13 protein-coding genes are annotated in these 18,196 nt (G+C 70.0%); 4 read left to right on the top strand and 9 right to left on the bottom strand.

Annotated features, from left to right (window positions below; translation table 11 throughout):
• Positions 1–122: 122 nt before the first annotated feature.
• The 4 genes from ACFV8T_RS05145 to ACFV8T_RS05130 all read right to left on the bottom strand — a co-directional run bounded on the left by ACFV8T_RS05145 (position 123) and on the right by ACFV8T_RS05130 (position 5,913).
• Positions 123–1,805: an ABC transporter family substrate-binding protein gene (locus tag ACFV8T_RS05145; RefSeq protein ID WP_385324683.1), complete on the bottom strand. Its 1,683-nt coding sequence runs from the start codon at positions 1,803–1,805 to the stop codon at positions 123–125.
• A gap of 88 nt (positions 1,806–1,893) precedes the next feature.
• Positions 1,894–3,975 carry a dipeptide ABC transporter ATP-binding protein gene (locus tag ACFV8T_RS05140; RefSeq protein ID WP_385324680.1) on the bottom strand — a complete coding sequence of 694 codons (2,082 nt, stop codon included), beginning with the start codon at positions 3,973–3,975 and terminating at the stop codon, positions 1,894–1,896.
• Positions 3,972–4,928 (bottom strand): ABC transporter permease, encoded by a 957-nt coding sequence (locus ACFV8T_RS05135; protein ID WP_385324678.1) that lies wholly within the window; start codon positions 4,926–4,928, stop codon positions 3,972–3,974. Before ACFV8T_RS05135 ends, ACFV8T_RS05140 begins: the two co-directional genes overlap by 4 nt.
• 1 nt (position 4,929) lies before the next feature.
• On the bottom strand, positions 4,930–5,913 hold the full coding sequence (locus ACFV8T_RS05130; RefSeq protein WP_385324675.1) for an ABC transporter permease: 984 nt from the start codon (positions 5,911–5,913) through the stop codon (positions 4,930–4,932).
• Positions 5,914–6,512: 599 nt separating this feature from the next.
• Between ACFV8T_RS05130 and ACFV8T_RS05125 the strand changes: the two genes are divergently transcribed.
• Both ACFV8T_RS05125 and ACFV8T_RS05120 read left to right on the top strand, forming a co-directional pair.
• On the top strand, positions 6,513–7,187 hold the full coding sequence (locus ACFV8T_RS05125) for a hypothetical protein (RefSeq protein WP_385324673.1): 675 nt from the start codon (positions 6,513–6,515) through the stop codon (positions 7,185–7,187).
• A gap of 99 nt (positions 7,188–7,286) precedes the next feature.
• Positions 7,287–7,910 carry a class F sortase gene (locus ACFV8T_RS05120; RefSeq protein ID WP_385324671.1) on the top strand — a complete coding sequence of 208 codons (624 nt, stop codon included), beginning with the start codon at positions 7,287–7,289 and terminating at the stop codon, positions 7,908–7,910.
• Positions 7,911–7,934: 24 nt separating this feature from the next.
• On the opposite strand, the gene ACFV8T_RS05115 is transcribed toward ACFV8T_RS05120, so the two are convergent.
• Positions 7,935–8,723, bottom strand: coding sequence for a sulfite exporter TauE/SafE family protein (locus ACFV8T_RS05115; protein ID WP_385324668.1), 789 nt, complete (start codon positions 8,721–8,723; stop codon positions 7,935–7,937).
• 85 nt (positions 8,724–8,808) lie between these two features.
• On the opposite strand from ACFV8T_RS05115, the gene ACFV8T_RS05110 reads away from it, so the two are divergent.
• A complete protein-coding gene (locus tag ACFV8T_RS05110) occupies positions 8,809–9,738 on the top strand; it encodes an oxidoreductase (protein ID WP_385324665.1) in 930 nt (309 codons plus the stop codon).
• A gap of 15 nt (positions 9,739–9,753) precedes the next feature.
• On the opposite strand, the gene ACFV8T_RS05105 is transcribed toward ACFV8T_RS05110, so the two are convergent.
• The 4 genes from ACFV8T_RS05105 to dusB all read right to left on the bottom strand — a co-directional run bounded on the left by ACFV8T_RS05105 (position 9,754) and on the right by dusB (position 16,392).
• Positions 9,754–10,158 (bottom strand): VOC family protein, encoded by a 405-nt coding sequence (locus tag ACFV8T_RS05105; RefSeq protein WP_385324663.1) that lies wholly within the window; start codon positions 10,156–10,158, stop codon positions 9,754–9,756.
• 154 nt (positions 10,159–10,312) lie between these two features.
• Entirely contained in the window at positions 10,313–11,287 is a 975-nt protein-coding gene (locus tag ACFV8T_RS05100; RefSeq protein ID WP_385324661.1) for an ArsR/SmtB family transcription factor, read from the bottom strand.
• A 509-nt stretch (positions 11,288–11,796) separates the two neighbouring features.
• Positions 11,797–14,544: a pyruvate, phosphate dikinase gene (gene ppdK, locus ACFV8T_RS05095; protein WP_385324658.1), complete on the bottom strand. Its 2,748-nt coding sequence runs from the start codon at positions 14,542–14,544 to the stop codon at positions 11,797–11,799.
• A 699-nt stretch (positions 14,545–15,243) separates the two neighbouring features.
• Entirely contained in the window at positions 15,244–16,392 is a 1,149-nt protein-coding gene (gene dusB / locus ACFV8T_RS05090; RefSeq protein ID WP_385324656.1) for a tRNA dihydrouridine synthase DusB, read from the bottom strand.
• 70 nt (positions 16,393–16,462) lie between these two features.
• On the opposite strand from dusB, the gene ACFV8T_RS05085 reads away from it, so the two are divergent.
• Positions 16,463–17,947 carry an MFS transporter gene (locus ACFV8T_RS05085; RefSeq protein ID WP_385324653.1) on the top strand — a complete coding sequence of 495 codons (1,485 nt, stop codon included), beginning with the start codon at positions 16,463–16,465 and terminating at the stop codon, positions 17,945–17,947.
• Positions 17,948–18,196: the final 249 nt, after the last annotated feature.

Genomic DNA, 18,196 nt, shown 5'->3' with positions numbered 1-18,196 from the left:
CCGCAGGGAGGAGGCGGCGTGGGGGGTGACGCTAGGGTGGGTTGGGTGGCCATGCGCCGCCCCCCCCCCCCCTCCCTCCCCCCCCCCCCCCCCCCCCTCCCCGGGACCCGGGCGTGAGTGGACTACTTCTCCCAGCCGACCGTCTCCGGGAGCGGGCTGTAGAAGATGGTGGCGCCGACGTTGGCGAGGCCCTTCTTCACGCTGTACGTCGAGGGTCCGCTGAACAGCGGCAGGAAGGCGTACTGCTGGAGCGCCTTCCGCTCGACCTTGTTGACCGCCGCTACCTGCTCGTCGAGGTCGGCTATGTCGGCGGTGGCGCGGATCTCCTTGTTCAGGGCCGGCGTACCGGAGCCGGTGATGTTGGAGTCACGGTCCGAGCAGTAGAAGTCGCACAGGTAGCGGGCACCGAACGGGTCCATGGAGCGGTTCCCGGACAGGAAGAGGTCGAACCTGCGGTCGCTGAGGATCTTCGAGAAGTCCGCCGCGTCGGCCTTCTTGGTGACGACCTCGACGCCGACCGGCTTCAGCATCGCGGTGAAGGCGCCGGCGATGGCCTTGTCCAGCGGCTCGTCGCCGAGGATCGTGTAGCCGACCTCCAGCCTCTTGCCGTCCTTGACGCGGATGCCGTCGCTGCCGGGCTTCCAGCCCGCCGCGTCGAGCGTCTTCTTCGCCTCGTCCGGTGAGTACTTCAGGACGGCGGAGACATTGTCCTGGTAGCCCTTCTGGAAGCTGTACAGCACCGCCGAACCGGGCAGCGGCTCCTTGTAGTCGAGCCCCTGGAACTGGATCCTCGCGATCTGGGAGCGGTCGATGCTCTCCTGGATGGCCTTGCGGACGGCCGTGTCCGAGAGGTTGGCCGACTTCGTGTTGAAGTAGAGCGAGTACTCGAAGGGGCTGCCGCCGCTGCGGATCTCCGTCCCCTTGAGCCCCTTGACCTGCTTGAGGCTCTCCGCGTCGATGGCCGAGGTGTAGTCGAGCTGGCCGTTCTTGAAGGCGTTGACCGCGGCCGTCGACTCCAGGTTGACGTAGACGCGCTTGTCGAGCTTGCCCTTCTTGCCCCACCACTTCGGGTTGCGGACGAAGGTGATGCCGCCCGAGTGGGTGTCCCACTTGCCGACGGTGTACGGGCCCGCGCCCCACTCCGGGTGGGCCTTCTTGACGTAGGCCTTGTTGAAGTTGGCGACGGTGGCCGCCTTGGGGTGCAGGAAAGTGGTGAACAGGGTCGTCCAGGAGGCGTTGACACCCTTGAACTCGATGACGGCCTGCTTGGCGTTCTCGCCCTTGTGGACCGAGGAGATCTGGTCGTAGCCGTCGGTGGAGGAGGTGTCGTAGGCCTTGTTCGAACCGTTGTTGGTCTTCCAGGTGGCCTCGATCGCGGTCCAGTCGATCGGGGTGCCGTCGTTGAAGGTGGCCTTCTCGTTGATCGTCAGCGTGACCTTCTGCTTGCCGCCCTCTACGGAGACCTTCACGTCGCTGTAGTAGTCCGGGTTGTACTGCACCTCGCCGGTGGGCGAGTACGTGATCGCGTCGGCGTTGTACCAGGCCCAGACCCGGGACGCGGTCAGGGTGGCGTTGACGTTGAACGGGTTGCCCTGGTCGTCGAAGGTCCCGGCGGTGGTGTAGGTGCCGCCGTCCTTGATCCGGTCGTACGGCACCGGGTTGTAGTCGGCCGCGGCCGATGCGGCCTTGGGGGTGTCCTTGCCCGCCGCGTCGGACCCGTCCTTCCCGGAGGAGGCGTCGCACGCGGTGGCTGCGACCGAGACGGCGGCGACGAGGGCGATGGGCAGGGCCAGTCTTGCGCGCATGGCGGAAGGGCTCCTTCTGGTTCGGTGAACGTAGGGACGAGCTGTGCGGGCGGGGCGGCGCGGTGGCCCCGGAGTGCCGTGAGCGGGCTCAGACGGCGTGACAGGCGTACTGGTGGCCTGGGCGTCCGGCCACCGCCGTCGGTTCGGGACGCTCCGTGCGACAGCGCAGGCGCACGTCCTCGTCGGCCTGGCGGTACCGGGGGCAGCGGTCGACGAAGACGCAGCCCGCGGGCGGCCGGGTGGCGCTCGGCTGCTCGCCCTGGAGCACGACACGTTCGCGGGCGCGTTCCCGCTGCGGGTCGGGCACCGGGATCGCCGACAGCAGCGCCCGGGTGTAGGGGTGCCTGGGATCGGAGAAGATCGTCTCCGTGTCCCCGGTCTCGACGATGTGCCCGAGATACATCACCGCGATGCGGTCGGAGATGTACCGGACCACGGCCAGGTCGTGGGCGACCACCAGGTAGGCGAGACCGAGTTCGCGCTTGAGCCGGGCCAGCAGGTTGATCACCCCGGCCTGCACCGACACGTCCAGGGCCGAGAGCGGCTCGTCGAGGGCGAGCAGTCTCGGCTCGGTCGCCAGGGCCCTGGCGATGCCGACCCGCTGGCGCTGGCCGCCGGAGAGCGCGGCCGGGAAACGGCCGCTGACCGAGGCGTCCAGGCCGACCAGCGCCAGGAGTTCGTGGACCCGGGAGCGGATCGACTCGCGGTCCCGCCCGATGGCCTGGAGGGGTTCGGCGAGCAACTGGAAGACGGGCAGCCGCGGGTTCAGGGCCCCCAGCGGATCCTGCATGACGATCTGTACGTCCTGCCGCAACTCCCGGACCCGGGCGGTGGATTCGACCGTGCCGACATCGGTTCCGGCGACCTCGATCCGCCCGCCCTCGGGCCGCTTCAGCCGGAGGACCTCCAGCAGCGTCGTGGTCTTGCCGCTGCCCGATTCGCCCACCAGCCCCAGGGTCTCCCCGGCGCGCAGCTCGAAGCTCACCCGGTTGACGGCGTGCAGCGTGCCGACCCGGCGCTTGAGGAGGGCGCCCTTGGTGACGGGGAAGGTCTTGACGAGGTCCTCGACCCGGAGCACCACCTCGCCGGTCTCCGCGTGCCCGGACCCGCTCGGCAGGTCGCCCGGCCCCACGTCCCCGGCGGGGTCCAGGGTTCCGTCGGCGATCTCGTCCGCGCGCAGGCAGGCGACGTGCCCGTGCCCGGTGATCTCGCGCAGCTCCGGCTCGTCGGCCCGGCACGCGTCCTGGGCGACGGCGCAGCGGCTCGCGAAGGGGCAGCCGCCCGGGAGGTCCACGAGGGCGGGCGGTTCCCCGCCGATCGGGACCAGCGGCCGGTGGACCCCGCTGTCCACGGTGGGCACGGCGGCGAGCAGCCTCGCGGTGTACGGCATCGTCGGCCGGCGGAACAGTTCGTCGACTTCCGCGCGCTCCACGAACCGGCCCGCGTACATCACGGCGATGTCGTCGGCGTGACCGGCCACGACCCCGAGGTCGTGGGTGATGAGGACGAGCCCGGCTCCGGTCTCCTTCTGCGCCAGCCGCAGGACGTCCAGGATCTGGGCCTGCACGGTGACGTCGAGGGCGGTGGTGGGCTCGTCCGCGACGAGCACGGAGGGCTTGTTGGCAATCGCCATCGCGATGACGACGCGCTGGCGCATTCCGCCGGAGAACTCGTGCGGGAACGACTTGGCCCGGCCCCGCGGGTCGGGGATGCCGACGAGATCGAGCAGTTCGACGGCCTGCTCCCAGGCCGCCCGCTTCGTCAGGTCCTGGTGGACGCGCAGGGCGTCGGAGAGCAGTCTGCCCACGGAGAAGATCGGGGTGAGCGCGGACAGCGGGTCCTGGAAGACCATGCCGATGGAGTTGCCCCGTACCGCGGAGAGCTCCTTGTCCCCGAGGCCGATCAGATCACGTCCGCCGAGCAGCACCTGGCCGCGCATTTCGGCGGAGGGCGGCAGCAGGCCCATCACGGCCATCGCGGTGGCCGACTTGCCCGAGCCGGACTCGCCGACGATGCCGAGGGTCCGGCCCGGCAGGAGGTCGAAGTCGACGCCGCGCACCGCCTCGACGGGGCCGGCCTCGGAGGGGAAGGTGATCCGCAGGTCCCGCACCGAGAGCACGGGGGTGGCGTCGGTGGGTGCCGGGGATGCGGCCAGGGTCGTGGGAGTCATCGTCGGCCTCCTGCCGCACCGGTCACGGACGTGGGGTCGAGGGCGTCGCGCAGCCCGTCGCCGACGAAGGTCATCGACACGGTGAGCAGGACGACCAGGCCCGCGGGGAAGGCGAAGAGCCAGGGGGCGCTCGTGATGGTGCTCGCGCCGTCCGCGAGCATCGTGCCGAGGGAGACGTCCGGGGTCTGGACGCCGAATCCGAGGAAGGACAGGGCGGTCTCGCTGAGTACGGTCGCGACGACGCCGAGCGTCAGATTGACGATCAGCAGCGAGCCGAGGTTGGGGATGATGTGGCGCAGGATGATGCGCGGTGCGCCGATGCCCATGAACTCGGCCGCCGTCACGTAGTCCCGTTCCCGCAGTGACGTCGAGACGGACCAGATGACCCGCGCGGTGGACATCCAGCCGAACACCGTGAGCACGACGATGAGGACCCGCCAGTCGCCGGCGAGGCGGTGGGAGACCAGGGCGAGGATGAGGAACGAGGGGACGACCAGCAGGAAGTGGATGACGGCGAGTGTCGCCTTCTCCACCCGGCCGCCGAAGTACGCGGCGCTGGAGCCGATGACCGCGGCGACGACGATGGTCAGGACGGAGACGCTCACGGCGATGGCCAGGGAGCGCCGGAGCCCGTGCACCGCGGAGGCGTAGATGTCGTTCCCGCCCTGGTTGGTGCCGAACCAGTGGGTGCCGCTCGGCGGCTGGGTGAGTGCGGCGAAGTCGGCGTCGGAGTACGCGTACGAAGTGAACAGTCCGCCGAACACGCTGAACAGCACCAGCAGCACGAAGATCACCACACCGACGACGGCGAGGCGGTTGCGCAGGAAGCGGCGCAGGTAGAGCCGGCCGAGGCCGAGGTGGGACGCGTCCTTCTTCCCCGCGGGGGGAGCCGGCCGCGTCGCCGGGTCCTCCGCCGCGCCGGACGAGGCGCCGGTTGTCACGTCTGTGGCCACGTCAGTTCACCCTCACTCGGGGGTCGAGGAAGACGGTGGCGACATCCGCGAGGATCGCGCCGATCGCGGTCAGGGCAGCGGCGAAGGCTGCCGTCGCGACCGTGCCGTGCACGTCGTTCTTGCCGATGGTCTGGATGAAGTAGCGGCCCATGCCGTTCCAGCCGAAGATCGTTTCGGTGATGACGGCGCCGGTGAACATGGCCGGGATGCTGAACGCCACGGATGTCGCCGTCGGAATGAGCGCGGCGCGCAGGGCGTGCCTGCGGATCGCCTTGGACCGGGTGAGCCCGGTGGCCTGGGCGGTGCGTACGAAGTCCGCGTTGATCGTGTCCAGCAGCAGCGAACGCTGCGTCAGGTGATAGCCGACGTAGCCCATCAGCGTCAGGCTCAGGGTCGGCAGGATCAGATGCAGCAGGCGGTCGCCGATCGTCGGGAGCAGCCCCTCGACGTTGGGTGAGTTCTCCCCTGCCACGTAGAGGAAGTGCAGCCCGGCGTGCTGGTTCAGCCAGATGGCGACGAAGACCACGGCGAGCGCGGCGACGGACGTCGGGATGTTGAACACCGCGATGGACACGGCCTGCGAGATCCGGTCGGCCCAGCCGTACTGCCGCGACGCGGTGTACACGGCCAGCGTGACGCCGATGACCACGGACAGGATGGTCGCGATGATGACCAACTCCCCGCTGATGAGCGCCCGGTAGCCGATCTCCCCGTTGACGGAGACGCCGGTGGGGGACTTGCCCCAGTCGAAGTGGAACACCACCGAGGTGAACCAGTCCCACCACCGGTGCACCAGCGGCTCCTGCGGGTTCAGGTTGTACGGCGCGAGGGCCCGGTCGATCTGGGCCTCGGTGCGGACCGGGCGGAGCTCCTTGAAGTTCGACCGGGGGTCCAGGAACCAACTGGCCAGGAAGTACGTGGCGTTGGTCGCGACCACGATCATCAGGAGCCAGCCGGTCGCCTTGCGGATCACATAGCGCACCATGTCCGGTACCTCCTCCCCGCACGTGGGAGATGCACCTCGGGGGTGCGGGACGTAGGAGGCGTGTGCATCTGCGGCGAGGGCTTTCTGAGTACGGAGCGTGAGCACGAATGTGCGAGCGCCAGCTTGGTCCACACCCGTGGCCGACACCAGGGTTTGGCCGTTCTCGCCACATGGCCGAAATGCTGCCGCAGCAATCGGCCGGAAATCGTGACCGTGCGTATGCGATCCGATCCCCTCCGGCACGAATCCGCCCTCACCGGGTCCAGGGGGGATGGGCCCGGCGAGGGCGGCGGCCGGGGGCGGCCTCGTGCACCGTCCCGTGGGGGGTGTGAGACGTGTGCCCGGGACCCGCAAGGTCATGCATGTGACGTGCGCCACTTTCTTCCGGGGTGGCGTCACCCGATCGGCACCGGGCGGCACGGCACCCGCCGCGGCCACTTCGATCACCGCCGCGACCTGCACGAATACACCTTGGCAAGGAGGGCGCGCCGGTCCGTTCGAGCGCAAGCTGACTCGGTGTCAGCAGGCATGAGCGGCGGACCGCCCGTTAGCTCGGGGTCAGGACACACCTACTCGCGCCATCGCCGGAGGAACCCCCCATGCGTCCTGTCCGCCTAGTGACCGGTACCGCCGCATCCGCGGTCACCATAGCCACGCTCGGCTTCCTCACCGCCGGGCCGCCCGCGTACGCAGGTGATACCGGCGCACTGCGGAGCAGTGCGGCCGAGACCGCGCCACGGACCACCGGCGATCTCGGGACACGGGCCGACGGCGAGGAAGGCTCGGGCGACGGCACCGGGTCCGGCACGGCCAACCCGTTCAGCCTCGACAACCTCTCCGGCCTCAACCTGCCCTCGCTGCTCGACTCCACAGGCGGAGTCGACAAACCGGGCGGGGGCGACAACCCGTCCGGCGACGAGGACACGGACCGGGGCGAGAGCTCGTCGTCGGAGCACGACAACTCGTCCTCGTCCGGGCAGGACAGCTCGGGCGGGCGTGAGAGCCGGAGCCCGTCCGAGGAGGAGGGTTCGGGCAAGCGCGACGACGCGTCGTCCTCCGGACGCGACACCTCCTCGTCGGGGCGCGACGACTCGTCGTCCTCCGGGCTCCGCCCCGGTGACGCCCCCAGCGGGCACGTCAAAACCGGAGTCGGCGGCAGCGTCCGGCCCGACACCACCCAGATCGCGGCGGGCGCCGGCGTTCTCGCCGCGGCCGCCGTCGGCGGAGCCTGGCTCCTGCGTCGCCGGGCGAGCGGCACGCAGGAAGCCGGCTGACGGAGACGGGTTCACGTCTCCGTACCGCCTGGTCTCCGTCCCGGTGGCCGCGCGCCACCGGGACGGGACCGTTCCCATTCCGTCACCGGGAGGACGACCGTGTCCGAGAAGGCCAAGGGCTGGCTGCTGGTCATCGCAACGCTGGCAGGCATCTGGCTGATCCGGCACGGAGCCGACACCCAGCTGGTCCCGCCCCGGCCGACCGCCGCCCAGGCCTTCGCCGGCGGTCCGGTGCCGCAGCCGGGTTCCCCGGTCGCCGATCCGCTGAAGCCCTCGGCCCCCGTACGCATCCGCATCCCGAGCATCCGGGTGGACGCGCCGATGATGCGTCTCGGGCTCGGGTCCGACGGCAGTCTCGACGTGCCGCCGGCCGGGAACCGCAACATCGTCGGCTGGTACCGGGACGGCACTCCCCCGGGCTCCAGGGGCAGCGCGATCGTCGCCGGTCATGTGGACAACGCGCAGGGGCGGTCGGTCTTCTACGACCTGGGCGCCCTGCAGAAGGGCAGCACGGTCGAGGTGGTCCGCCAGGACGGCCGCACCGCCGTCTTCTCCCTCGACGCGATCGAGGTCTACAAGAACGACGACTTCCCGGACAAGCGGGTGTACGGCGCCTCGTCCTTCGCCTCGCTGCGGCTGATCACCTGCGGCGGCGGCTTCTCGAAGGAGACGGGATACGAGGGCAATGTGGTGGCGTACGCGCACCTGACCGCCGTCCGGTGAGCCCGGCCACCGGGCGTCCGCAGCTCAGGCCGTCCACTGGTCGAAGGCCAGCTTCGCGACCAGCGAGAACACCACGACCAGCAGCACGCCACGGACGAACTCGCTGCCCTTCCTGAGCGCCATCCGTGCCCCGAGGAGCCCGCCCGCCAGGTTGAACACCGCCATCAGCGCGGCCAGTTGCCACAGCACACTGCCCTGGTAGGCGAACATCGCCAGCGCGCCGCCGTTGGTGCAGACGTTGACGATCTTGGCGGTGGCGGACGCCGTCACCAGGTCGAGGTGGAGCACCGCGGTCAGCGCCAGCACCAGGAACGTCCCCGTGCCGGGGCCGAACAGCCCGTCGTAGAAGCCGATGCCGCCGCCGACCAGCACGATCGCGGTGACGGTACGGGCCCGGGTGACCCGCTGCCGCGCACCGTCGTCCGTGTCCCGGCCGAACGAGGGCCGCAGCATCACGAACGCCGCGACGGCCAGCAGCACCACCATGATCACCGGCCGGAGCACCTCGCTGCTGATCCCGGCGGCGAAGAACGCGCCCGCCATCGACCCGGCCAGCGCCGCGAGCCCGATCCGCAGCGCGGTCCCGACCTTCACCGGTGCCTTGCGTACGTACGTCACGGCGGCGCCCGACGTACCGACGATCGCGACCGCCTTGTTGGTGCCCAGTACCTGAGCGGCCGGGACGTGCGGCAGCCCCAGGAGCAGCGCGGGCAGCAGAAGCAGCCCGCCACCCCCGACCACCGCGTCGATCCAGCCCGCGGCGGCTGCGGCGAGGCAGAGGACGACCAGGGCGGTAAAGGTTATGTCGGGCATGATCGCGACCCTAAGGACACGATCCGTGCCCCGTCCATTCGATTGAGCCAAACCTGAGCTTCCCGAGCGGCCGTACGCTGGGCCCATGAGCCACGGCTGGAACGCGAACGACATCCCGGACCAGAGCGGCCGTACGGCCGTGGTCACCGGAGCCAACAGCGGCATCGGCCTCAACACCGCCCGGGAGCTGGCCCGGCGCGGGGCGCGGGTCCTGCTCGCCTGCCGTGACGAGACGCGCGGCGGGGAGGCCGAGTCCCGCATCCGGAAGGCCGTGACCGGCGCGGACGTGGCGTTCGTACCGCTCGATCTGGCCGATCTGGGCTCGGTGCGCGCGTTCGCCGCGGCGCACGCACCCGACCGGCTCGATCTGCTGATCAACAACGCGGGCGTGATGGCCCTCCCGTACGGGACGACGGCCGACGGCTTCGAGCGGCAGTTCGGCATCAATCACCTCGGGCACTTCGCCCTGACCGGGCTGCTGCTCCCCAGGCTCCTGGACACCCCCGGCGCCCGTGTGGTGACCGTCTCCAGCGGGATGCACGCGCTGTCCGACATCGACATGGGAGATCTCAACGGCGAGCGGAACTACCGCCGCTGGATCGCCTACGGCCGCTCGAAGACCGCCAATCTGCTCTTCGTCCACGAGCTGGCGCGACGGCTCACGAAGGCCGGCTCCCGGCTGGTGGCCGCCGCCGCGCACCCGGGATACGCGGCCACCAATCTGCAGTCCGCCGCCGCCCGGATGGAGAACCGCAGGACGGTGGAGCGGGTCTTCGAGCTCGGCAACCGGATCATCGCCCAGCCCGCTTCGGCCGGTGCGCTGCCCACGCTGTACGCGGCCACCGCGCCCGGCGTGCGCCCCGACTCGTTCACCGGGCCGGGACTGCTGGGCTGGCGCGGCGCGCCCGCCCCCTCCTGGCGGGCGGGCTGGACGCGCGACGACGTGACGAGCGAGCGGCTCTGGGTGGCGTCCGAGCAGCTCACGGGGGTGACGTATCCGGACCTCGCCGCCTGAGCCGAACGAGATGTCCTAGCTCTGGACGGCGGCCGGGTCCATCCACACGACCTCCCAGATGTGGTTGTTCGGGTCCTGGAAGGAACGGCCGTACATGTGGCCGTAGTCCATCGTCTCGTTGGCGGGGGATCCGCCGGAGGCGAGGGCGGTGTCGACCAGCTCGTCCACCCTCTCCCTGCTCTCGGCGCTCAGGGCGAGGATGACCTCGGTGGACTTCGAGGAGTCGGCGATCTCCTTCTTGGTGAACTCCTTGAAGCGCGGCTCGGTGAGGAGCATCGCGAAGATGGTGTCGCTGATGACGAGACACGCGGTGTTCTCGTCGGTGAACTGCGGGTTGCACGAGAAACCCAGCTTGCCGAAGAAGGCCTTGGTCGCTTCGAGGTCCTTGACCGGCAGGTTGACGAAGATCATCTGAGGCATGGTCGCTTCGCTCTCTCTGTTGTTCGAACGTGTACGACTGGTAGACGGCGGGGCTTCCCGGAACTCATCGCTGCCCGCGAAGAAAATTCTGCCGCCCCGGAGCCCCGCCCGCATGCCGCGCCGACGCCCCGCCCGCCGCCGGGTGCCTCCCGCCTCAGGACATGGCGAGCGGTGCGCCGCCCCGGAGCAGCGATCCGCCCAGGGGCGTCAGCGTGTGCAGGACCGAGCCGCCGTGCCGCAGGGTGTGGATCAGGCCCGCCTCGCGCAGCACACAGGCGTGCTGGCTCGCCGAGGCGAGGGACACTCCGGCCCGGAGAGCGAGCTCGCTGGTCGTGCAGCCGTTTCCTATGGCGCTCAGGACCGTCGAGCGGGTGTTGCCGAGGAGCCGGCCGAGCCAGGGGCCCGGTTCGGCGAAGACCGGGGCGCGGGAGTGGGTGACCGGGTAGACGAGGACCGGCGGGAGCCGCGGGTCGCGGTAGACGACCGGGGTGACGCGGCAGAAGAAGGACGGCTGGAGCAGCAGCCCCCGCCCGTCCAGACGGACCTCGCGGTCGACGGGGTAGTCCGCCTCCAGCACGGGAGGCCGCCAGCGGATCATCGGCGGGAGGGAGGCGAGCAGTTCGTGCGCGCCGCCGTCCAGGAGGGCGCGGCCGCGTACGGCACGGTCGGCCTCGACGCTGGCCCGGATGTGCGGCCAGTACGGCTCGATGGCGGCGCGGTGGTAGCCGCGCAGGACGTCGACGAGCCGGCCGAGCGGTTCGGCGCGGTTGTCCGGGGCGCGGACCGCGTCGCGGCGCTCGGCGCCGAGCAGGGCGAGTTCGGCGAGGACCCGGCCGGGCGGGGTGCCGCGTAATGCCGCCATTCCCGCGTCGATGCCGTACGGTTCGCCGCTTTCCTGAGAAGGCGTCAGAAAATCCGGGAAATAGCCGCGCGGTGGTATCACCGCGGACAACAGGCGTACTTCACCATTCAACCGACGCCGGGTTTCCGTACGCCATTTCCCGAACACCGCGGAACCGCGCCGGTCCCTCAGCCGATGGAAACTCAGAGCGGTTTCCCACAGCGCGTCCGGCCGGGTGGCCATCCGCACTCTGGAAAGGTCCGCTCCGGACATATGGATACGCAGCACCGGTCCCCCACCTGTTGCACCTGCAACTACCCCCACCCCAGGGTAGGTGATCCGTAACAGCACGTCACCACGGGGTTTCGGCCAGAGGTGAAACGCCTCGCACCGACCCGCCATCACCCGAAAAGCTGTACGGCGTCGGGCACGAATCCGGCACCACCGGAAGGGCGAGTGAAGGCCGTGGGGGGTTTCGCTCACCCGGCGGCGGTGGGCGCCGGTGCGGCACCGTACCCGACGGGGGTAACCCGGGTGCGGTCCATGGATGGGGATCCATGGACCGCATCCCGGTCCGTTCCCGGCCTATTTCTTTGCTTATTGAACGAACTCTGTCTCATGGGTGAAGAAAAGGAACAACGTCGAACAACGATTTTCCCCAGAACAAAACGAGACGGCGGCACCCCCGCACAGGGTGCCGCCGTCTCCGGGTGTTCCGGAGTTGCCGCCGAGCCATTGAGGGTCGTGATGGGCCGGCGGCGGCTCCGGGGCAAAGGGTCAGATGGTCCGGCGCCGGGTCAGCGGCTGTCGCTGCCGGCCGAACCCGCCGCCGCCCGGCCCGCTTCGAGACGGGCGACGGGGATGCGGAACGGGGAGCAGGACACGTAGTCCAGACCCACCTCGTGGAAGAAGTGCACCGACTCCGGGTCTCCGCCGTGCTCGCCGCAGATGCCGAGCTTCAGGTCCGGACGGGTGGCCCGGCCGGCCGCGACGGCGCTGCGGACCAGCGAGCCGACGCCGTCCTTGTCGATCGTCTCGAACGGCGACACCCCGAAGATGCCCTTCTCCAGGTACGCGGTGAAGAACGAGGCCTCCACGTCGTCACGGGAGAAGCCCCACACCGTCTGGGTCAGGTCGTTCGTACCGAAGGAGAAGAACTGCGCGGCCTCGGCGATCTGGCCCGCGGTCAGCGCGGCGCGCGGCAGCTCGATCATCGTGCCGATGGTGAGCTTCAGCCGGGTACCGGTGGCGGCCTCGACCTCGGCGATGACCTGGTCGGCCTCCTCGCGGACGATCTCCAGCTCCTGGACCGTGCCGACGAGCGGAATCATGATCTCGGCGCGCGGGTCGCCCTTGGCGTTCTTGCGCTCGGCCGCGGCCTCGGCGATGGCCCGTACCTGCATGGCGAACAGGCCGGGGATGACGAGCCCGAGACGCACCCCGCGCAGACCGAGCATCGGGTTCTGCTCGTGCAGCTTGTGCACGGCCTGGAGCAGACGCAGGTCGTTCTCGTTGGCGTCCTTGCGGGACTCGGCGAGCGCGACCCGCACCGAGAGCTCGGTGATGTCGGGCAGGAACTCGTGCAGCGGCGGGTCGAGCAGCCGTACGGTGACGGGCAGTCCGTCCATTGCCTCGAACAGCTCGATGAAGTCGGCCTTCTGGAGCGGAAGCAGCTCCTCCAGCGCGGTCTCGCGCTCGGCGTCGGTGTCCGCGAGGATCAGCTTCTCGACCATCTCGCGGCGTTCGCCGAGGAACATGTGCTCGGTGCGGCACAGGCCGATGCCCTGGGCACCGAAGCGGCGGGCCCGCAGCGCGTCCTCGGCGTTGTCGGCGTTGGCCCGCACCCGCAGCCGGCGCACCCGGTCCGCGTACGCCATGATCCGGTGCACGGCGGCGACCAGCTCGTCGGCGTCGTCGGCGCCGGCGTGCATCCGGCCCTCGAAGTACTCGACGACCGGGGACGGTACGACGGGGACCTCACCGAGGTACACCTTGCCGGTGGAGCCGTCGATGGAGACGACGTCGCCCTCCTCGATCACCCGGCCGCCCACCGTCATCCGGCGGCGCTTGGTGTCGACCTCCAGGTCCTCGGCGCCGCAGACACAGGTCTTGCCCATGCCGCGGGCGACGACGGCGGCGTGCGAGGTCTTGCCGCCGCGCGAGGTCAGGATGCCCTCGGCCGCGATCATGCCGTCGAGGTCGTCGGGGTTGGTCTCGCGGCGGATCAGGATGACCTTCTCGCCGGACCGGGACCACTTGACCGCGGTGTACGAGTCGAAGACGGCCTTGCCGACCGCGGCACCCGGGGACGCGGCGATGCCCCGGCCGAGCAGCTCGGTCTTCGCCTCGTCGTCGAAGCGCGGGAACATCAGCTGCGCGAGCTGCGCGCCGTTGACCCGCTGGAGCGCCTCGGCCTCGTCGATCAGGCCCTGGTCGACGAGCTGGGTCGCGATCCGGAAGGCGGCACCGGCGGTGCGCTTGCCGACCCGGGTCTGGAGCATCCACAGCTGGCCGCGCTCGATGGTGAACTCGATGTCGCACAGGTCCTTGTAGTGCGTTTCGAGGGTTTTCATGATCTGCATCAGCTGGTCGTACGACTTCTTGTCGATCGACTCCAGCTCGGCGAGCGGCACGGTGTTGCGGATACCGGCGACGACGTCCTCGCCCTGCGCGTTCTGCAGGTAGTCGCCGTACACGCCCTGGTGACCGCTGGCCGGGTCGCGGGTGAAGGCGACACCCGTACCGGAGTCGGGCCCGAGGTTGCCGAAGACCATCGAGCAGACGTTGACGGCCGTGCCGAGGTCGCCCGGGATGCGCTCCTGGCGGCGGTAGAGCTTGGCCCGGTCGGTGTTCCACGAGTCGAAGACGGCCTTTATGGCCAGGTCCATCTGCTCGCGCGGGTCCTGCGGGAAGTCGCGTCCGGCGTCCCGCGCGACGATCTTCTTGAACTGCTCGACCAGCTTCTTCAGGTCGGCCGCGTCGAGGTCGACGTCGACGGTGACGCCCTTGGCCTCCTTCGCCGCCTCCAGCGCCTCCTCGAAGAGGTCGCCGTCGACACCGAGGACGGTCTTGCCGAACATCTGGATGAGACGGCGGTAGGAGTCCCACGCGAACCGCTCGTCGCCGGCCTGGGCGGTGAGACCGACCACGGACTCGTCAGAGAGGCCGATGTTGAGGACCGTGTCCATCATGCCGGGCATCGAGAACTTGGCACCGGAGCGGACCGAGACCAGCAGCGGGTCGTCGGCCTGGCCGAGCCTCTTGCCCATCCGCGCTTCGAGGGCGTCGAGGTGCGCGCTGACCTCGGCACGCAGTGCGGCCGGCTCCTCGCCGCTTTCGAGGTAGACCTTGCACGCCTCGGTGGTGATGGTGAATCCCGGAGGGACGGGGAGCCCGAGGTTGGTCATCTCGGCGAGGTTCGCACCCTTGCCGCCGAGGAGGTCCTTCAGATCCTTGTTGCCCTCGGTGAAGTCATAGACGAACTTCTCGCCCTGGGGCTCCCGGGATTCCGGGGTGGTTACGTGGGGATCTTTGTTTTCCGACACGGGTCTCGACTCCTCGAGGACGCGGTGGCTGCCCTGACGGCGAGGAACATACCCAGATCGAAGGTGTCTGGGTACGTCCACTTGCGCGTCATGAGGCCTCAACCACCCGTCCGCCAGCAGATCGAAAGTGACGTGACCTGTCGCCCGACCGGAGCCATGTCTTCACTTCTTGAATGAATCACCACTCGGAGCCACGAACATCCAGCAGTTCGATCACGCAACGCAGCGGAAGCGTCGATCGATCAAAGTGGAGGCCCCTGGCACGGAGTGCCATCATTTGAGAAGTCAAGTCCTCGAAATTGCGCTCATCTGAGCACACCAACTCTCAGGGTGGCGAGAATCACTCTACGACCGACGCTCAGATGTCACCATCCGGACGCCCGATCGGCAACTGCGCGTCACACGGCGATCACCGAAGTGGCCCGAGGGTGAACAGAATCGCGGTGCGACGCCTGTTGTCGGCCCGTTCGAGTCGCCCACCGGCCGGACTACCGCCGAATCCGGCCGAATATGACGCTCAGATGAGCGAGGCAAAAGAAGAGGCACGCGGTGCCTGTGGCGCCACGTGCCTGGAAGGGCCGGGGGAGAGCCTGGAATGGCCGGGACCGGGGGCCGGGGCCGGGGCCGGGGAGAGCCTGGACGGGCCGAGGCCGGGGCCCGGCCGGGGAAAGGCCCGGTGCCGCCCCGGCAGACCGGCTCTCAGCCGCCCGAGGTGTCCAGCTCCGCGTCCGGGCTCACGCCCGCGCAGTCGTACGGGTCCTTCAGCCAGCCGTCCGGCAGCACGACGCGGTTGTTGCCCGAGGTACGCCCGCGCGGCCCGTCCGCGCCGTCCGGCCACGGCTGGTCCAGGTCCAGCTCCTGCAACTGCCCGCCCAGCTCCGCCAGCGACGAGGTGATCGCGAGCCTCTTGCGCATCTCCGAGCCGACCGAGAAGCCCTTGAGGTACCAGGCGACATGCTTGCGGAAGTCGATCACGCCGCGCGTCTCGTCGCCGATCCACTCCCCCAGCAGCGTCGCGTGCCGCAGCATCACTTCGGCGACCTTCCGGAGCTCCGGCGCCTGCCGCGTCTCCGTGCCCTCGAACGCGCTCACCAGATCACCGAAGAGCCAGGGGCGGCCCAGGCAGCCGCGGCCCACGACCACGCCGTCGCAGCCGGTCTCGCGCATCATCCGGCGGGCGTCGTCCGCGCACCAGATGTCGCCGTTGCCGAGCACGGGAATCTCCGGGACGTGCTCCTTGAGCCGGGCGATGGCGTCCCAGTCGGCGGTGCCGCCGTAGTGCTGGGCGGCCGTCCTGCCGTGCAGGGCGACGGCCGTGACCCCCTCCTCGACCGCGATCCGGCCGGCGTCCAGGTAGGTCATGTGGTCGTCGTCGATGCCCTTGCGCATCTTGATGGTGACCGGCAGATCACCCGCGTGGGAGACCGCCTGGTTGAGGATCGCGCGCAGCAGAGGCCGCTTGTACGGGAGCGCCGAGCCGCCGCCCTTGCGGGTCACCTTGGGGACCGGGCAGCCGAAGTTCAGGTCGATGTGGTCGGCGAGGTCCTCGTCGACGATCATGCGGACGGCCTTGCCGACGGTGACCGGGTCCACCCCGTACAGCTGGATCGAGCGCGGGGTCTCGCTCGCGTCGAAGTGGATCAGCTGCATGGTCTTCTCGTTGCGCTCGACCAGCGCCCGCGTGGTGATCATCTCGCTGACGAACAGCCCCTTGCCGCCGGAGAACTCCCGGCACAGGGTGCGGAAGGGGGCGTTGGTGATGCCGGCCATGGGGGCGAGCACCACCGGCGGCTGCACCGTGTGCGGGCCGATCCGGAGCAGTGGGAGCGAGGGGGCGAGCGTGGTCATTGCTCCATTGTCGCGTACGCGGCCGGGCTCTCCGGCAGCGGAGTTCATTAGTTAACCGTACTATCCATGTATGCCCGAGCTCAGTCACCGCCGACGGCAGTTGGTGCTGGCGATCTGCTGCATGAGTCTGCTGATCGTCAGCCTCGACAACACCGTGCTCAACGTCGCCCTGCCGTCCATGCAGAAGGAACTGCACGCCACCGTCGCCGGCATGCAGTGGACGATCGACGCCTACACCCTCGTCCTGGCCTCGCTGCTGATGCTCGCGGGCTCCACCGCCGACCGGATCGGGCGCCGGAAGGTCTTCAAGATCGGGCTCGTCCTCTTCACCCTCGGTTCGCTGCTCTGCTCCGTGGCGCCGAACCTGGAGTCGCTGGTGGCGTTCCGGATGGTGCAGGCGGTGGGCGGTTCGATGCTCAACCCCGTCGCGATGTCGATCATCACCAACACCTTCACCGACCCGCGCGAGCGGGCCCGCGCCATCGGGGTGTGGGGCGGTGTCGTCGGCATCTCCATGGCGGCGGGCCCGGTGATCGGCGGTCTGCTGGTGGACTCGGTCGGCTGGCGGTCGATCTTCTGGATCAATCTGCCGGTCGGCATCGCCGCGCTCCTGCTCACCTGGCGGTACGTCCCCGAGTCCCGCGCCCCGAAGCCGCGCCGCCCCGACCCGGTGGGGCAGCTGCTGGTGATCGGGCTGCTCGGTTCGCTGACGTACGCGATCATCGAGGCGCCCTCGTCGGGCTGGACCTCGCCGCGGATCCTGGTGTTCACCGTGCTCGCCGTGTGCTCCCTCGTCGGGCTGCTGCTGTACGAGCCCCGGCGTGCCGAACCCCTCATCGATCTGCGGTTCTTCCACAGCGCCCCGTTCAGCGGCGCCACCGTCATCGCGGTCTGCGCCTTCGCCGCGCTGAGCGGGTTCCTCTTCCTCAACACCCTGTATCTGCAGAACGTGCGCGGGCTGAGCGCGCTGCACGCCGGTCTGTACATGCTGCCGATGGCGGCCCTGACCTTTGTCTGCGCACCGCTGTCCGGGCGGCTCGTCGGCAGCCGGGGGCCACGGCTGTCGCTGCTCGTGGCGGGCGTGGCCATGACGGCGTGCGGGCTGCTGTTCGCCGTGTCCGACGCGGAGACGGACAATTTCCTGCTGTTCACCGGCTATGTGCTGTTCGGCCTCGGCTTCGGCATGGTGAACGCGCCGATCACCAACACGGCCGTCTCCGGGATGCCGCGCTCGCAGGCCGGGGTGGCGGCCGCGGTGGCCTCGACCAGCCGGCAGATCGGCGGGACGCTCGGGGTCGCCGTGATCGGTGCGGTACTGGCGGCGGGCGTGGCCGGGACCGGGTCGCCGCGTGGCGCCGGGTACGCGGTGGCCTTCGTGGACGCGAGCAAGCCCGCCTGGTGGATCCTCAGCGGATGCGGGCTGTGCGTCCTGCTGGTGGGGGCGCTGACGAGCGGGCGCTGGGCGCGGGAGACCGCACGCCGGACCGCGCAGCGGCTGGAGAAGCCGACGGGCGCCCCGGCCGGGGATCAGGCCTCGGCGAGCTCCAGGGCCTGAAGACGCCGGAGGCGCTCTCTGGTCTCCTCGTCGGCGGGGACGCGCTGGTCGTGACGCTGCTGGTGCAGCTGGCCGCGGTGACGCTGACGACGCTGCTCAGTCTGCGGCTGCCGCGCGCGGGGTGGCGTGAGCGCGGGCGGCGACGGGGCGCGGACAAGGGCGTGGGGGCGGGGGGAAAAAGGAGGCTGGGGCCCCAACTTCCAGGCGGGGGGGGGGAAGGAAGCCCTCCCCCCGGAGCCCCCCCCCGCT

The sequence above is a fragment of the Streptomyces sp. NPDC059832 genome (assembly GCF_042731715.1).
Taxonomy (GTDB): domain Bacteria; phylum Actinomycetota; class Actinomycetes; order Streptomycetales; family Streptomycetaceae; genus Streptomyces.
The sequence above is the reverse complement of the archived record's forward strand: the minus strand, read 5'-3'. Positions and strand labels throughout refer to the sequence as shown.

Excerpts from the sequence above, each read along its gene's own strand:
- ACFV8T_RS05145 (WP_385324683.1), bottom strand. The coding sequence starts at position 1,805 with ATGCGCGCAAGACTGGCCCTGCCCATCGCCCTCGTCGCCGCCGTCTCG.
- ACFV8T_RS05140 (WP_385324680.1), bottom strand. The coding sequence starts at position 3,975 with ATGACTCCCACGACCCTGGCCGCATCCCCGGCACCCACCGACGCCACC.
- ACFV8T_RS05130 (WP_385324675.1), bottom strand. The coding sequence starts at position 5,913 with ATGGTGCGCTATGTGATCCGCAAGGCGACCGGCTGGCTCCTGATGATC.
- ACFV8T_RS05125 (WP_385324673.1), top strand. The coding sequence starts at position 6,513 with ATGCGTCCTGTCCGCCTAGTGACCGGTACCGCCGCATCCGCGGTCACC.
- ACFV8T_RS05115 (WP_385324668.1), bottom strand. The coding sequence starts at position 8,723 with ATGCCCGACATAACCTTTACCGCCCTGGTCGTCCTCTGCCTCGCCGCA.
- ACFV8T_RS05110 (WP_385324665.1), top strand. The coding sequence starts at position 8,809 with ATGAGCCACGGCTGGAACGCGAACGACATCCCGGACCAGAGCGGCCGT.
- ACFV8T_RS05105 (WP_385324663.1), bottom strand. The coding sequence starts at position 10,158 with ATGCCTCAGATGATCTTCGTCAACCTGCCGGTCAAGGACCTCGAAGCG.
- dusB (WP_385324656.1), bottom strand. The coding sequence starts at position 16,392 with ATGACCACGCTCGCCCCCTCGCTCCCACTGCTCCGGATCGGCCCGCAC.
- ACFV8T_RS05085 (WP_385324653.1), top strand. The coding sequence starts at position 16,463 with ATGCCCGAGCTCAGTCACCGCCGACGGCAGTTGGTGCTGGCGATCTGC.